Source organism: Achromobacter sp. SX5 (assembly GCF_056711425.1).
Genome location: NZ_CM160041.1, coordinates 1,426,939 through 1,442,225 on the forward strand (window position 1 = coordinate 1,426,939; position 15,287 = coordinate 1,442,225).

At 65.5% G+C, this 15,287-nt stretch carries 17 protein-coding genes and 1 tRNA gene; 5 read left to right on the forward strand and 13 right to left on the reverse strand.

Annotation, left to right across the window (positions count from 1 at the left end; all coding sequences use genetic code 11):
• The first annotated feature begins 121 nt into the window (after positions 1-121).
• The 3 genes from pstC to pstB are packed head-to-tail and all read left to right on the forward strand — an operon-like array spanning position 122 to position 2,844.
• Positions 122-1,138 (forward strand): phosphate ABC transporter permease subunit PstC, encoded by a 1,017-nt coding sequence (pstC, locus tag AC1M14_RS06685; protein ID WP_102773558.1) that lies wholly within the window; start codon positions 122-124, stop codon positions 1,136-1,138.
• A gap of 26 nt (positions 1,139-1,164) precedes the next feature.
• Complete coding sequence (pstA, locus tag AC1M14_RS06690) at positions 1,165-2,019, forward strand: phosphate ABC transporter permease PstA (protein WP_102773557.1); 855 nt, start codon at positions 1,165-1,167, stop codon at positions 2,017-2,019.
• Between the two features lie 48 nt (positions 2,020-2,067).
• Positions 2,068-2,844 (forward strand): phosphate ABC transporter ATP-binding protein PstB, encoded by a 777-nt coding sequence (gene pstB / locus AC1M14_RS06695; protein ID WP_102773556.1) that lies wholly within the window; start codon positions 2,068-2,070, stop codon positions 2,842-2,844.
• Between the two features lie 57 nt (positions 2,845-2,901).
• Here pstB and AC1M14_RS06700 read toward each other — a convergent pair whose 3' ends face one another.
• Entirely contained in the window at positions 2,902-4,251 is a 1,350-nt protein-coding gene (locus AC1M14_RS06700; RefSeq protein WP_479731243.1) for an MFS transporter, read from the reverse strand.
• 178 nt (positions 4,252-4,429) lie between these two features.
• Here AC1M14_RS06700 and AC1M14_RS06705 point away from each other — a divergent pair.
• Positions 4,430-4,506, forward strand: a tRNA-Pro gene (locus AC1M14_RS06705).
• 91 nt (positions 4,507-4,597) lie between these two features.
• Here the strand turns inward: AC1M14_RS06705 and AC1M14_RS06710 are convergent.
• The 10 genes from AC1M14_RS06710 to AC1M14_RS06755 all read right to left on the reverse strand — a co-directional run bounded on the left by AC1M14_RS06710 (position 4,598) and on the right by AC1M14_RS06755 (position 12,285).
• Entirely contained in the window at positions 4,598-4,996 is a 399-nt protein-coding gene (locus tag AC1M14_RS06710) for a YybH family protein (RefSeq protein ID WP_168202159.1), read from the reverse strand.
• A gap of 371 nt (positions 4,997-5,367) precedes the next feature.
• Positions 5,368-5,670 carry a Dabb family protein gene (locus tag AC1M14_RS06715; RefSeq protein ID WP_479731244.1) on the reverse strand — a complete coding sequence of 101 codons (303 nt, stop codon included), beginning with the start codon at positions 5,668-5,670 and terminating at the stop codon, positions 5,368-5,370.
• A 25-nt stretch (positions 5,671-5,695) separates the two neighbouring features.
• A complete protein-coding gene (locus AC1M14_RS06720; protein WP_102776274.1) occupies positions 5,696-6,475 on the reverse strand; it encodes an SDR family NAD(P)-dependent oxidoreductase in 780 nt (259 codons plus the stop codon).
• Positions 6,476-6,506: 31 nt separating this feature from the next.
• Positions 6,507-7,289: an SDR family oxidoreductase gene (locus tag AC1M14_RS06725; RefSeq protein WP_479731245.1), complete on the reverse strand. Its 783-nt coding sequence runs from the start codon at positions 7,287-7,289 to the stop codon at positions 6,507-6,509.
• A 19-nt stretch (positions 7,290-7,308) separates the two neighbouring features.
• Positions 7,309-8,589, reverse strand: a complete 1,281-nt coding sequence (locus tag AC1M14_RS06730) for a TRAP transporter large permease (protein ID WP_102776272.1) — start codon at positions 8,587-8,589, stop codon at positions 7,309-7,311.
• Positions 8,589-9,101: a TRAP transporter small permease gene (locus AC1M14_RS06735; protein ID WP_479731246.1), complete on the reverse strand. Its 513-nt coding sequence runs from the start codon at positions 9,099-9,101 to the stop codon at positions 8,589-8,591. The genes AC1M14_RS06730 and AC1M14_RS06735 overlap by 1 nt, the downstream gene beginning before the upstream one ends.
• Positions 9,102-9,167: 66 nt before the next feature.
• Complete coding sequence (locus AC1M14_RS06740; RefSeq protein WP_111825598.1) at positions 9,168-10,184, reverse strand: TRAP transporter substrate-binding protein; 1,017 nt, start codon at positions 10,182-10,184, stop codon at positions 9,168-9,170.
• Positions 10,185-10,224: 40 nt separating this feature from the next.
• A complete protein-coding gene (locus AC1M14_RS06745; RefSeq protein ID WP_102776269.1) occupies positions 10,225-10,620 on the reverse strand; it encodes a cupin domain-containing protein in 396 nt (131 codons plus the stop codon).
• Between the two features lie 38 nt (positions 10,621-10,658).
• Complete coding sequence (locus AC1M14_RS06750; protein ID WP_479731247.1) at positions 10,659-11,573, reverse strand: fumarylacetoacetate hydrolase family protein; 915 nt, start codon at positions 11,571-11,573, stop codon at positions 10,659-10,661.
• 46 nt (positions 11,574-11,619) lie between these two features.
• On the reverse strand, positions 11,620-12,285 hold the full coding sequence (locus tag AC1M14_RS06755) for a GntR family transcriptional regulator (protein ID WP_209165779.1): 666 nt from the start codon (positions 12,283-12,285) through the stop codon (positions 11,620-11,622).
• Between the two features lie 145 nt (positions 12,286-12,430).
• Between AC1M14_RS06755 and AC1M14_RS06760 the strand changes: the two genes are divergently transcribed.
• Positions 12,431-13,435 (forward strand): tripartite tricarboxylate transporter substrate binding protein, encoded by a 1,005-nt coding sequence (locus tag AC1M14_RS06760; protein ID WP_479731248.1) that lies wholly within the window; start codon positions 12,431-12,433, stop codon positions 13,433-13,435.
• 17 nt (positions 13,436-13,452) lie between these two features.
• On the opposite strand, the gene AC1M14_RS06765 is transcribed toward AC1M14_RS06760, so the two are convergent.
• Together AC1M14_RS06765 and AC1M14_RS06770 are read right to left on the reverse strand one after the other, a co-directional pair.
• Positions 13,453-14,058, reverse strand: coding sequence for a hypothetical protein (locus tag AC1M14_RS06765; RefSeq protein ID WP_479731249.1), 606 nt, complete (start codon positions 14,056-14,058; stop codon positions 13,453-13,455).
• Positions 14,059-14,194: 136 nt separating this feature from the next.
• On the reverse strand, positions 14,195-15,262 hold the full coding sequence (locus tag AC1M14_RS06770) for a porin (RefSeq protein WP_479731250.1): 1,068 nt from the start codon (positions 15,260-15,262) through the stop codon (positions 14,195-14,197).
• Positions 15,263-15,287 lie beyond the last annotated feature (25 nt).

A 15,287-nucleotide genomic window follows, 5' to 3' on the forward strand; every position in this document is an offset into this window, starting at 1 on the left:
AACTCCGCTCCCCGCCGCGCGTAAGCCATCAGGACCGCCCCGAAATTCCCCAACAGGAATCCCGGGGCGGTCCGCCGTAAACCCCTAGTTTCTCCCTCAGCTTTCCAAGGAAAGTCCATCCATGAGCGCGGTAATGGATAATAGTGTGCCGCTTCCGCCCAGCGTGGCGGACTCCGTGACTACCGGCACGCCTTCGCCTATGAAGCAAAACAACAACGCGCTGATGGATGCGCTATTCAAGAACCTGACGCGCCTGTTCGCCTTTCTGGTGTTCATCCTGCTGGCGGCGATCATGGTCTCCCTGATCTACGGCAGCCGCGAGTCGCTGGCCAAGTACGGCCTGTCGTTCCTGTGGCTCAACGACTGGGACCCCGTCAACCAGAACTACGGCGCCGTGGTGCCCATCATCGGCACGCTGCTGACCTCGGCCATCGCGCTCATCATCGCCGTGCCCGTGTCGTTCGGCATCGCCATCTTCCTGACCGAACTGTCGCCGACCTGGCTGCGCCGCCCGCTGGGCACCGCGGTCGAAATGCTGGCGGCCATCCCCTCCATCATCTATGGCATGTGGGGCCTGTTCGTATTTGTCCCTGTTTTTCAGCAGTACGTGCAGCCGTTTCTTATCGCCACCCTGGGCGAACTGCCCGTGATCGGCGGCATCTTCGCCGGCCCGCCGTTCGGCATCGGCATCTTCACGGCAGGCCTGATCCTCTCGATCATGATCATCCCGTTCATCGCCGCGGTCATGCGCGACGTGTTCGAACTGGTGCCCACCATGCTCAAGGAATCGGCCTACGGCCTGGGCAGCACCACCTGGGAAGTCATGTGGCGCGTCGTGCTGCCTTTCACCAAATCCGGCGTCATCGGCGGCATCATGCTGGGCCTGGGACGCGCGCTCGGCGAGACCATGGCCGTGACCTTCGTCATCGGCAATGCATTCAAGTGGTCCGGCTCGCTGTTCTCCCCCGGCAACTCCATCGCCTCGGCCCTGGCCAATGAATTCAACGAAGCCGGGGGCATCCAGAAGTCCGCGCTGCTGGAACTGGGCCTGATCCTGTTCCTGATCACGACGATCGTGCTGGCCCTGGCTAAGATGCTGCTGGTGCGCCTGTCGGCCAACGAAGGCAAGAAAACCTGACGCGCCGCGAGCACAAGGAAAACATCATGGCTGTATCCGTACTCAACATGCAGAACGGCATCTATCGCCGGCGCCGCGTGGTCAATCGCGTGATGCTCACCATCTCGCTGGGCACGCTGACCTTCGGGCTGTTCTGGCTGTTCTGGATCATTCTGACCCTGCTGACCAAGGGCGCGCCTGCGCTGTCGCTGGCGCTCTTCACCGAAATCACGCCGCCGCCCGGACAGGCCGGCGGCCTGGTCAACGCCATCTTCGGCAGCATCGCCATGGCCGGCGTGGGCACGCTGATCGGCACGCCCGTCGGCATCCTGGCCGGCACCTACCTGGCCGAATACGGCCAGCGCGGCTGGCTGGCGCCGGCCACGCGCTTCCTGAACGACGTGCTGCTGTCGGCCCCGTCCATCATCATCGGTCTCTTCATCTACGCCGTGTACGTGGCGCAGGTGGGCCATTACTCCGGCTGGGCCGGCTCGCTGGCGCTGTCCATCCTGGTGATTCCGGTGGTGGTGCGCACCACCGACAACATGCTGCTGCTGGTGCCCAACAGCCTGCGCGAGGCCGCGGCCGCGCTTGGCTGTCCCAAGTGGCGCATGATCACCCTGGTGTGCTATCGCGCCGCCAAGACCGGCATCATCACAGGCGTGCTGCTGGCCATCGCCCGCATCTCGGGCGAGACCGCGCCGCTGCTGTTCACCGCGCTGTCCAACCAGTTCATGTCCTTCAACATGAACGGGCCGATGGCCAACCTGCCGGTCGTCATCTACCAATACGCCGCCAGCCCCTTCAAGGACTGGAACGACCTGGCCTGGGCCGGGGCCACGCTGATCACGCTGCTGGTGCTGGGCATCAACATCATTGCCCGCAACATGTTCCGCAAGTAAAGATCGCCATGCCGGCGCGCGGCGCGCGCCGGCGGCAAGGGAAACCAAATGGAAAACACCGCTACCGCCGTCAAGAACAAGATCGAGGTCAAGAACCTGAACTTCTACTACGGCAAGTTCCATGCGATCCGCAATGTGAACATGTCGATCCAGGAGAAGAAGGTCACCGCCTTCATCGGTCCCTCGGGCTGCGGCAAGTCCACGCTGCTGCGCACCTTCAACCGCATGTTCGAGCTCTACCCCGGCCAGCGCGCCGAGGGCGAGATCATCCTCGACGGCGAGAACCTGCTGACCGCCAAGACCGACATCTCGCTGATCCGCGCCAAGGTCGGCATGGTGTTCCAGAAGCCCACGCCGTTCCCCATGAGCATCTACGACAACATCGCTTTCGGCGTGCGCCTGTTCGAGCGCCTGTCCAAGGGCGAGATGGACGAGCGCGTGGAATGGGCCCTGAGCAAGGCCGCGCTGTGGAACGAAGTCAAGGACAAGCTGCACCAGAACGGCAACAGCCTGTCGGGCGGCCAGCAGCAGCGTCTGTGTATCGCGCGCGGCGTGGCCATCAAGCCCGAAGTGCTGCTGCTCGACGAGCCGTGCTCGGCGCTGGACCCGATTTCCACCGCCAAGATCGAAGAGCTGATCGCCGAACTCAAGAACGACTACACCGTCGTCATCGTCACCCACAACATGCAGCAGGCGGCCCGCTGCTCGGACTTCACCGCCTACATGTACCTGGGCGAGCTGATGGAATTCGGCCAGACCGACCAGATCTTCGTCAAGCCCGCGCGCAAGGAAACCGAAGACTACATCACCGGCCGTTTCGGCTGAGCGGCGCAGCAGTCCGCATACGGCGCGCCGCTGGCGCGCCGTTTTGCTTTTCGCGTCCTACTGCCGCTGCAGCGCCCGCGCGGCGCCGCCCGCGGCCTGTTCCCGGGGCGCTTCGGCATGGCGGCGCGGGATCAGGATCACGCACACCGCCGCCAGCACGGCCGCGCTGGAGAACGCGATGAAATTCCAGGCCAGCGGCAGCTGCAGCGCGGCCAGATAGCCGCCCACGATGGGGCCGCTCATGGCGCCGATGCGGGCGAACGACAGCGCCCAGCCGGTGGCGGCGCCGCGCGCATGGGCGGGGTAGTAACCCGCCAGATAACCGGTCAGGATCAGCGACGAGGAAATGCTGCCCACGCCGGCCAGCGCCACCCACAGATAATTCACCGTCAGCGGATTGTTGTAGGTCAGGCAATAAATGCCGGCGGCGCCGGCCAGATAGAACAGCGCCACGATCCGGCGCGGCTCGGTCTTGTCGGCGAACTGCCCGAGCACCAGGCCGCCGATGGCCGAGGCCAGGCTGAACACCAGCAGGAAGGAAATGCTGGACCCCAGGTCATACCCGTTCTTGCGCATGATCTGCGGCAGCCACGTGTTCAAGCCATACACCAGCATCATGCCCAGGAACAGCGCCACCCAGAAGCACAGCGTGGCGCGCAGCTGGCGCGGCGCGAACACCGCCGTCATCACGTCGCGCCACGTGGCCTTCGAACCGGCCGCCTGCGGACGGAACGCGTCCAGCGACGCGATGCCCAGGCGCTGCGCCTGCGCCCGCGCGCCGGCCTCGTCGCCCTTGGCCAGCAGGTACTCCAGCGACTCCGGCAACAGCCGCGCCAGCAGCGGCACCAGCAGCAGGGGCAGGGCGCCCACCGCGATCACCGCGCGCCAGCCCCAGTGGCTGAGCAGCGCCATCGCCACCGCCGCCGAACACAGAATGCCCAGCGAATAGCCCGAATACATCACGCCGTAATTGAAGCCGCGTTTGGCCGGCGGCGAATACTCGATGGTCAGCGCCGCCGCGGCGGGAATCACCCCGCCCAGCCCCAGCCCGCCGATGAAACGGAACAGCCCGAACCAGCCCGGCGTGGGCGCCCATGCCGCGCCTATCATCGTCAGCGAAAACAGCGTCACGCAGGCCAGCAGCATGCGCCGGCGGCCCAGCAGATCGCTCAGCGTGCCCACCGCGAACGACCCCACGAACATCCCGGCCAGCGCGTAGCTGCCCAGCACCCCCAACTGCATCGGGCTGAGCGCCCAGTTCTTGTCCTCGGCCAAGGCCGGCAGCACGGCCCCCATCACGCCCACGTCGTAGCCTTCGAACAGAATGGCCAGCCAGCAGACGAAGAGGACGGTATGAGTGGTCCGCGCGGGCGTGGCCCAGGCGGATGGAGCGGAGGCGTTTGCCATGTGTTTCCCGATGCGTGTTTATAGAATCGCGCCAGCGGCGCACGCGGTCGTCCCACGGCGTCGGAAGCCGTATTTAATTTAGGCTTCAAATATATAGGTGTCAATCAGGAAATGGAGGATCACGGACCGGCCGCCGTCATGGGCCGGCCCCTCAGTATCTGGTATAGTTGCCACCCTTCGGGGCGTAGCGCAGCCTGGTAGCGCATCTGCTTTGGGAGCAGAGGGTCGCGAGTTCGAATCCCGCCGCCCCGACCAATAAAATCAAAGGGTTAGCTCAGCATCGGCGAGCTAACCCTTTGCCTTTTTGCAAGACGGCTGCGATGGCATTTGACGCCAGGCCGTCGCCTCATTGCTCAATAAACCGTTCCTCGGTCGTCACCATCGAATGATGTTCGTGCGTGATGATCCATTCGCCGTTGCGCCGCTCGAGTCCAACGGTCAAACGGAAATCCAGAGGGCCGGCCGAGGTTCCGTCGCAATGGACTTCACAGCAGGCGAAGGCGACGTCCTGCCCGGCGGTAATAGCCAGGTCTCTCGGGGCGTAGGTGATCGTTCCCCTGGGATTCGCGTAAAAGAAGTCCCAGGTCTTGTCGTACGCCGCTATTCCTCGCACGGTGTTCGGGAAGTCGAACATCAAGAGATCATCCGCATGGCGGGCAAGAATGCCATCGCGGTCGCCGGCGCTGACGGCCCGGGCCCAATCGAGCACGATGTTTTCGATCTGCCGCTTTTCGAGATTTCGCATCTCAGTCTCCTTTGCGTGAATAGGGACATAGACGCCGTAGCATTCACGTGGCACCCAAGACGTGATACGGGGGACGTCCATTGGAATGGGTCCGAAATCCGGCCGTTTGCTGCTCCATATTGGTATGCATGGTGGATGCGACCGAACACCTACCGTAAAACTCAAGAATATCTCCCCAACGGCTTCGGCTGCTGGTGCGGGAGCCGAAAGACTCCCTGCACTCTGATTTCCCTAGTATTTCGACGCTAGGGCGCAAGGCCCCCGCAATGGGGCCTTTGCGTTATGGCGCGACTGGCGGCTCCCGCAGCGGGGCAGAATCAATATCCGCACAGGAATCCAAGGCCTAACCCTGGCTTTGCTTCCATCCAAGCTCAGCCGATACCCCCCATCTCCCCGTCATACACCACCACCCGCTTGATATGCGGCCCCATGTACTTCTTCATGGCCACGTGCGCCGGACAGGTCTGGTAGGCGTCGTGGGCGGTTGCGTCGACGAAGGCCGAGCTGGTGGCGTGGGTGTAGCCCTGGGAGCGGGCCGCGACGTTGGCGCCGAAGTGGTAGAGCAGCAGGCCCTCGCATTCCCGCTTCATGCGGGCCACGTATTCATCGACGGTGCGGAAGAATTCGGCGTCGACGCGGTCGTCGAATTCCATCATCACGATATGCAGAAACATTGCTGCGACTCCTTGCTGCCGGGGATCACAGGTGCGCCAGCAGCCCGCCGTCGATGGCGAGCACGTGGCCGTTGACGAAGCGGCCGGCCTGCGAAGCCAGGTAGATGACGGCCGGGGAGATGTCTTCGGGGTCGGCCCAGCGGCCCAGCGGGACCTGGCTTTTCAGGAAGTCGTTGAACTGTTCGCGTTCCTGCAGGGCGGTGGTGAAGCCGGTGCGCACGAAGCCGGGGGCCAGCGCGTTGCAGGTGACCCCCTGGCCGCCGTATTCGACGGCCAGGGCGCGGGTGAAGGCCGCCAGCGCGCCCTTGGCCGCCGAGTAGGCGGCGATGCCGGGCATGCATGCCAGCGCCGCTACCGAGGAGGTGATGATGATGCGTCCGCCGCCCTGGGCGATCATGGCGGGCAGCACGGCGCGTGCGCAGTTGAAGGCGCCGTTGACGTGGACGTTGAGGATGGATTGCCAGACTTCGGGGTCCTGTTCGATCACGGGGGCGCGGTTCTGGTTGCCGGCGTTGCTGACCAGCACGTCGGGCGACCAGCCGTCGGCGGCCAGCGCGGCCACGGCGTCGGCGACCGCGGCGGCGCGGGATACGTCGAATACCGCGCCGCGGGCGTCTATGCCCAGTGCGCGCAAGCCGGCCACGGCCTGGTCGCAGGCCTCCTCGCGCACGTCGTTGACGACGATGCGCGCGCCCGCCTTGCCGGCGGCTTCGGCCATGTTCAGGCCCAGGCCGGAGGCGCCGCCGGTGATCAGCATGGTCCGGCCTTGCAGGCCGAACGTCGAGGTCAGGAATTGTTGGTCCACTCGGTTCTCCCAGGCCCATGCGGGCCGAAGTTCAGCGCAGCGTCTGCACGCCGGCGCAGATGTTCATGCATTGCCCGGTGATGCTGCGGCCGGCGGCGCCGGCCAGGAACAGGGCGGTGCGGGCGATGTCGTCCATGGGCACGGTGCGGTGCAGCGACACGTGCTGCAGGATTTCGGCGCGCATGTCGGCTTCCGGGATGCCGCGCAGCCCGGCTTTCGCCGCCACCACCTGGTTGACGCGTTCGCTTTCGACGATGCCGGGCAGGATGGCGTTGACGGTGATGTCGTCGTCGCCCAGCTCGATGGCCAGGCTTTGGGTCAGCCCGACCACGGCCCACTTGGACGCGGCGTAGGGCGCGCGCATGGGATATCCCAGGCGTCCCGCCACCGAGCTGAGGTTGATGATGGCGGCCCTGTCGGATTGCCGCAGCGGCGCGAGGGCGCGCCGCAGGCACAGGAACTGGCCGCGCACGTTGACCGCCATGGTGCGGTCCCAGTCTTCGACGCTCAGTTCGCCCACCGCCGAGGTCGGCCCGGCGATGCCGGCGTTGTTGACCAGCACGTCCAGTCCGCCCAGGTCGGCCAGGGCGTGCGCGAACCAGGCGTCGACATCGGCTTCCGCGGCCACGTCGGCGCGAAACACGCCCAGGCCCGGCAGTTCGGCGCCGGCCGCCGCGAGCGCCAGCTCCGAGACGTCGCAGACGTGTACGCGCGCGCCGCGCTCGTGGAAGGCCCGGGCGATGGCCAGCCCGATGCCCGAGGCGCCGGCCGACACCATGACGCGGCAGCCGTTGAAGTCGTCCAGGCGTTCCATGTCGTCGCTCCTCGGTGTGTCAGTGCATGATCCAGCGATACGGGACCAGCACCAGCTGCGGGAACAGGATCAGCAGCAGCAGGGTCGCGCATTGCGCCAGGAGGAAAGGCCAGACGCCCTTGATGAGTTCGACCATGCGCACGCCCGTCACGCCGGCCACGACGTTGAGCACGGCGCCGACCGGCGGCGTGATCAGGCCGATGGCGCAGGCCAGCATGAACACGACGCCGAAGTAGACGGGGTCGATGCCGGCGGCCGTGACCGAGGGCAGCAGCACGGGGATCAGGATCAGCACGATGGGGATCATGTCCATCGCCATGCCGATCACGATCACCAGGCCGATGATGACCAGCATCAGCAGCGTGGGGCTGCCGCTGAACGGGCTGATGATCTCGGAGACCTGCGCGGGCAGGCCGGCGATGGTGATCATCCAGCCCGAGACCAGCGCGCCGGCCACCAGGAACATCACCATGGCGGTCATCTTGGCCGAAGTCAGGAACACTTCGTACAGCTGGCGCATGCTCAGTTCGCGGTAGATGCAGGCGGCCACGAAGATGGCGTAGACGGCGGCGACCACGCCGGCTTCGGTCGGGGTGAAGATGCCGAAGCGCAGGCCGACGATGATGATGACCGGAAGCAGCAGCGCCCAGAAGCTCTCGACCAGGGTCTTGCCGACCACCTTGCGGTCGACCCGCGGCAGGGGCTGGATCTGTTCCTTGCGCGACAGCAGCCACCAGGCCACGCACAGCGACAGCCCCATCATGATCCCGGGCACGATGCCGGCCATGAACAGGCCGGTGATGCTGATGTTGCCGGTGACGCCGATCAGCACCAGGCCGATGGAAGGCGGGATGACCAGGGCGATGATGCCGGACGAGGCCACCAGGCCGCTGGAGCGCGCGCGGCTGTGGCCGGCTTTCATCATCATGGGCACCAGCAGGGCCGACAGGGCGGCGGCGTCGGCCGCGGCCGAGCCCGACAGACTGGCCAGGATGGAGGCGGCCAGGATCGTGACATAGCCCAGGCCGCCCTTGATGTGGCCCACCAGCGCCAGCGCCAGGTCCACGATCCGGGCCGACAGGCCGCCCGCGTTCATCACGGCGCCGGCCAGCATGAAGAACGGCACCGCCATCAGCGGGAAGCTGTCCGCGCCGTTGAGCAGGTTCTGGGCCACGATCTGCGCATCGTAGAAGTCCAGCTGGTACATCAGCGCCACGCCGGTGAGGATCAGCGCGTAGGCCACCGGCAGGCCGATGGCCAGGCCCACGAGCAGCACGGCGACGAAAATTGCCAATGTCATTATTCGGCTCCCGACTCGTGGGGGGAAATGAACTTGCCCAGCTCGGCGGCGGGCGCCGTGCAGACTTGATAGAGCTGATACACCAGGATCAGCCCGGTCGAGGCGGCGAACACCACGCCCACGCCGAAGAACCAGGCCTGGGACAGGCCGCTGGCCGGCGCGCTGGCGCCCATGTTCAGCGAAGTCTGTTCGATGCTGCCCACCAGGATCAGCCAGGTCGCATACAGCATCAGCAGGTTGGCCACGATCAGGCAAGCCCGGCGCGCGGCGGACGGAAGCGCCTGCAGCACCACGTCCACGCCCAGGTGGGAACGGTCATGCAGCACCAGGATGGCGCCCAGGAAGGTCAGCCACACGAAACACCAGCGCGACAGTTCCTCGGAGACCGGAATGCCGGAGTTGAAAATAAACCGCATCACCACATTGCTGAACACCATCACCACCATGGCCACCAGGCAGATGACGATGACGGCTTTGAGCAGGGTGAAATAGGCGTGCACGATTCTTGACATCGTCGACGTCCTTGAAGAGATAGGGCGGCCGTTGCGGCCGCCTCCTTGCACGGGCAAGCGCTGTTTTTATTTGCGGGTCTGGTTGATCGTGGCGACGGTGCGATCGACCAGTTCGGCGCCCAGCTCCGTCTTGTACTTTTCGGTGACCGCGGCGGTGGCCTGCACCATGCGCTGCTTCTCGGCGGGGTCGATCTTGTTCATCGACATGCCCGCCGCCGACAGTTCGCCCACGACTTTCTTTTCCTGGTCGCGGCTGACCTGGCGGAAGTAGGTGACGGACTCGTCGCAGGACTGCTGGATGACGGCCCGCTCATCCTTGCTCAGGCGGTCCCAGAAGCGCTTGCTGGCCATGACCACCGCGGGCAGGAACACGTGGTTGGTTTCCGTCATGTACTTCTGGATCTCCTGGTAACCGCTGCTCTTGGTCACCAGGTACGCGCTTTCCTGGCCGTCGATGGCCTTGGTCTCCAGCGCCGTATAGGTTTCCGGATAGGGCAGCGGCAGGGGATTGGCGCCCAGCGCCTTGAAGGTGTCGATGTAGATGCGGTTCTGCAGCACGCGCAGCTTCAGGCCCTGGAAGTCCTCGACCTTGTTGATGGGATGCTTGCTGTTGGACACCTGGCGGAAACCGTAGTCCCAGTAGCACAGGCCGACGAGGTTCTTGGCGGCGAACTTGTTCAGCAGTTCCTTGCCGACCGGACCGTCGATGACGGCATCGGCCTCTTCCACGGACTGGAACAGGAAGGGCAGGTCGAAGATGCCCAGTTCCTTCACGTTGTTGGCCGCGCCCGCGGTCGAGACCACGGTCATTTCGATGATGCCGCCCTGCGCCGAGGACATGGCCTGGATCTCGTTGCCGAGCTGGGCGTCGGCATAGCCGGTGACCTTGATCTTGCCATTGGTCTTCTGGCCGACCAGTTCGATGAATTTCTCGGTGGCCATGCCGACCGGGTTGGTCCGGCTGACCGGATAGCTGAACTTGACGCGGCGCTCCTGGATGTCGGCGGCGGCGGCCTGCACCGACAGGCCGGCCATGACGGCGGCGGTCAGGCCCGCCGCAATGTGCTTGTAGTGGAACTTCATTGTGTCTCCTGTCCCGTCCTTGGACGGCTGTCTTGTCTGATTACTTGAGTTCTTTGCCCGCCAGGTCGCCTTCCAGGAACTTGTTCGGTTTCAGGAAGAACGACAGCACCAGCGCGCCGTTCGGCGAGCGCGCGATATGGCGGTTGCCTTTGGGGCGCCAGACGTAATTGCCTTCGCGCACTTCGCCCTCGTCGTCGACGATGCTGCCGCTGAGCACATAGGTCTGTTCGATTTCGACGTGTTCGTGCAGCGGCAGGGAAGTGCCCGGCGCCCAGCGAAAGAGCGCGGTCAGCAAGCCGGTTTCCGGCACGTCGAGCAGCACTTTCATGTCGATGCCCGGCGTCGGCGTGGGCTTCCAGGGCAGCTCGTCGACGTTGACGTAGCGCGAGGCCAGGTCGCCCGTGGCATAGGGCTTCAGGGTGTCAGGGATGTTCATGGGTCTCTCCTCCAAACGGACGCTCGGGCGCCCGGCAATCAAGCGGCGATGCGGTTGGTCAAGGTGCCGATGTGTTCGACGCTGGCCGACACCACGTCGCCGGCTTGCAGGCAGCGCGGCGGGTTCAGCGCGAATCCCACGCCCTTGGGCGTGCCCGTGGCGATCACGTCGCCCGGCAGCAGCGTCATGCCGGCCGACAGCTGTTCGATGATGGCCGCCACGTCGAAGATCATGTCCGAGGTGTTGTCGTGCTGGCGGACTTCGCCATTGACCGACAGCGACACCGTCAGATTGTTGGCGTCGGGAATCGCCGAGCGATGCGCCACGACCGGCCCCATGGGACAGCTGGTGTCCAGGCTCTTGCCCTTGAACCACTGGCCGTGGCGCGCCTGCAGGTCGCGCGCGGTGACGTCGTTGACGATGGTGTATCCGAACACGTGGTCCAGGGCCCGCTCGCGCGGGATGTCGGCGCCGGCGCGGCCGATCACGATGGCCAGCTCGACTTCGTAGTCCAGGCTGTCGGTCAGGCCGGCGTGGCGCTTGACGTCCGCGCCGTGGCCGACCACGGCGGTGGGCGCCTTGGTAAAGAACTCGATGGCTTCGGGAAAGGCGTCGGCCGGGCGGCCGCGCGCCAGGTTGCCCTCGATGATGTGCTCGCGGTAATTGCGGCCCACGCAGAACACGTTGCGGGCCATCGCCAGCGGCGGCAGCACGCGCACGTCGGCCAGCCTCGGCAGCGCGGCGGCGTCCACGCCGTCGAGCAGGCCGGCGCCGCACACGCGCGCCACGGTGTCGTCGCCCAGGGCGATCAAGTCGTTGACGTTGCGCACCGGTCCGGGCAGCCCCAAGTCAGGACGCGAGGCCAGCAGCGCGGTCAGGTCCAGCACGCGGTCGTCGTCCAGCAGCATGCCCAGACGGGGTTGGTCTTGTACGGCGTAAGTCAGAAATTTCATCTCGGAATCGGGTCGGGTTGTAGGCAAGGTTGGATGCGCGCGGGGGCTAGGCGCCGGCCTGCAAGGCCTTGACGAAGTCGTCATAGAGCGTGCGCACGTGCTGGCGGGCCAGCTTTTCCGCCAGCTCGGCGTCGCGGCGCTCGATCGCGTCGATGATGGCCAGGTGCTCGCGCAGCGAAGTGCTGAAGCGGTGCAGGCGCTTGATGGTCTGGCGCCGGTACGTGGTCTGCCTGTGGCCGAACGCGGCCCAGACGCGCTCGAGCAGGCGGTTGTTGGCAAGCGCGATGATTTCCTTGTGGAACGCGACATTGGCCTGGCCATAGGGCACCGGCGCGAACGTGTCTTCCTCCAGCCCGATGAAGGGCGCGAACAGGGCGCGCAGCCGCTGCACGTCGCGCTGCGAAGCGTTGAGCGCGGCCTCGCGCGTGGCGAAGCCTTCCAGCTGCTCGCGCAGCTGCAGCCACTCGATGTATTCCTCGTCCGTCACCGGCGTCAGCAGGGCGCCGCGGCCGGGGCGCAGATGGACCATGCCGGTGCTTTCCAGGCGGATCAGCGCCTCGCGCACGGGCGTGCGGCTGACCCCCAGCTGGTTCGCCAGGTCTTCCTCGCGCACCCGCACCGGCTCGGTGATGTCTTTCATCATGTCCCGCAGCAGGGCGCTGACGTCCTCGTACACGGACTGCGAGCCTGCCTTTTTTTGTATGCCAGTCATCGTTTTGTATACAAATATCAGTTCAGGTATTCAATGTAGTGCTGTTGTGCACCAGAAGCCTATAGGGGTTTACGCGGTTGGGGCATACTTCATGCGCCGACCGGCGCCCGTTCCAAGGCGCGGCATATACAAGGAAGAGACAGGCATGACCCAGCAATCCACGATCCGTGCCCGGCACGGCTTGTCGCGCAGGAAACTGCTGTGCGCCGCATTGGCGGTGGCCGCGATGGCAGGCCCATTGCAGGCCGCGCAGGCCGAGGATTTCCCCAGCAAGCCGATCAAGCTGATCGTGCCGTTCGCGGCCGGCGGGGGCAACGACGGGATCGCGCGTTTGCTGGGCCAGTTGCTTTCCGATGACCTGAAGCAGCCGGTCGTGGTCGAGAACCGCCCCGGCGCCGGCGGCAAGCTAGGGGTGGAGCAGGGGCTGCGCGCGGAGCCGGACGGCTACACGCTGACGCTGATCTCCAACAGTTATTCGGTCAATCCCAGCCTGTACCAGTTGCCGTTCGACCCGGTGGCGGACATGACGCCGATAGGCATGATTGCGCGCGCGCCGTTCTTCGTGTCCGTGCATCCGGGTGTGCCGGCGAACACGCTGTCCGAGCTGGTCGAGCTGGCCAGGAGCAAGCCCGGCGAGCTGACTTACGCCTCGTCCGGCACGGGCGGGATTTCGCATCTGGCGATGGAGGCCTTTCTGAAGGCCGCGGGCATTTCCATGACCCACGTCCCGTACAAGGGCTCGGCGCCGGCATTGACCGATACGGTTTCGGGGCAGGTCGATGCGATGCTGACGACCGCGGGGTCCACGCTGCCTTATCGCAAGGACCAGCGCCTGAAGGTGTTGGCGGTGACACTGCCCGAACGCGTATCGTCAGCGCCGGACGTGCCCACGGTGCGGGAAGCGGGCGTGCCGTATGACGTGACGGTGTGGTACGGGCTGATCGCGCCCAAGGGCGTGGCGCCGGCCATCCAGGCCAGGCTCAACGCCGCGGTCAACGCGGCGGTGGTGCGGGCCGACATGGTCGAGCGGCTCCAGACCACGGGAGAAGAAGCGGCGCCCGGCACGCCGGCGGCATTTCGCGAGCAGATCGTCAATGAAATCTCGATCTGGCGCAAGGTGGTGCGCGAGGCCGGCGTCAGCGTGAATTGACCGGCGCGCGGCGCCGCCTATTGAGCGAGTTCGAAGACGTAGCTGTTGCCCGAGCCTTTCTTGCTGTCGTACAGCGGGCACCAGCCGTCCACCGGGGCCACGGTGCAGTAGCGGTCCGAACTGTAGATCTGCGCGATTTTCCAGGGCTGGCCCTGGTCGGCGCGTTCCAGCAGGTATTGCATGCGGACGCCGCGCTCTTTCTTGCCGCGCTCGTCGTTGTCCAGCACATAGCCGGGGGTGGGGGGGTCGGTATTGCGGATCTGGGCGATGACGTGCGCGCGTGTGGCGGACTCGACTTCCACGTTCACGATGTCGCGCGCATAGCTGGGCGGATCGCAGGCGTCGCGGCCGGCCTGCATGGCCAGCAGTTCGCCGGCGGCCAGGCCGTCACGGGCGGAGCGGATGGGACCGTACAGCCCGCCGAGTTCCTTGCAGACCGTGGACGAGTACTGCTCCTGCTGGTCGCGGACCAGCCACCAGGATTTCACCGCCGCCTCGGGGGTGTCGGCGGTGACTTTCAATTGCGGCACGGCGGCCTGCAGACGCATCCAGGGCGTCTGTTCTTCCTGGGAGCAGCCGGTCAGGAGAACGGCCAGAGCAAGCAGCACTGCGGACTTCGTCACGATAGGGGGCCCGGAGATCATCGAGGGGCGCCATCATACCGTGTCCTGGTGTGGGGGCCGTATCGGAAGGCCCGGTTTCAAGCCCTGGCCGGGCTCGGGCGCGCCCGGGGGATACCCCGGACGCGCGGTGACTGCATCAGAAGGTGTGGCGAACGCCCAGCGCGCTTTGCAGCTTGTGGGCCCCGGCCGTGTCCACGCGGTTGAGGAAAGCGTAGAGGTTGGTGCGCTTGGACAGATCGTACTGGTAGCCCAGCGCCCAGCCCTCGATTTTCGCGGATGAATGCTGGTAGACGGCCATGAGCTTTCCGGTCCTGCCGGTGGGCACCGTTACGCCGGCGATGACGGCATGGACGCTCTTGTACTTGCCGTATTCATCGCTGTTGGACCTGCGCAGGTTGCCATAGCTGGCGTGGACCTTGAACATTTCGAAGTCGTAGGCCGCGGCGATCTGGATATTGGACGAGGCCTTCTTTCTGATGAACTTTTTCTTCTCTTCGTCCTTCTGCTCTTTCTTTTCTTTCGGCTCTTGCAGATTGGGAATGGAGCGGTCATAGGTCAGCGCGAGGGCGACGGGGCCGTTGTCGTAGCGCAGGCCGGTGGTCAGCACGCGATCATGGGCGGAGGTGGCGAATGCGTCGCCGTTCGTGGCCTCGAGGCTGTAGCCCACGCCGCCCTGCCAGCCGTCCATGCGGGGCGAGGTATAGAAGAAGGCGTTGTTGACGCGGCCGCCCTCGCCGAAGTCGCCCTTGCCATTGCCCAGCACGGTGCCGTTGCCGCTTTGGCCCCAGCCGCCGCCGAAGGGCGAACCCACGCCGCCCCAGTCCGAGCCGAAGACGGACATGCGGCCCATCTTGATTTCGCCGAAGTCGCCGGACAGGCCGATATGGGTGCCGCGGCCGAACAGCCGGCCTTGTCCCTGGGTGCCGTCAGTGAGATTGAAGCCGCTTTCGAGGAGAAAGGTGGCCTTGTAGCCGTCGCCCAGGTCTTCGCTGCCGCGCAGGCCCCAGCGCGAGCCGGCCTGGTTCGAGCTTTTCTGTTTCAGGCTGGATTGGCCGTTCTTGTGTTCGTAGACGAGGCCCTGGTCGACGACGCCGAAAAGCGTGACCGAGCTGGCTGCCGCGGCCTGGAGCGGGCCGACGCAGGAAAGGGAGGAAAGGACCAGGGCGGCGCCCAGGAACCGGCGTTGCGTCTGCTTGCTTCTCACGATGAATTCCCCTTGGGTGTGGTGC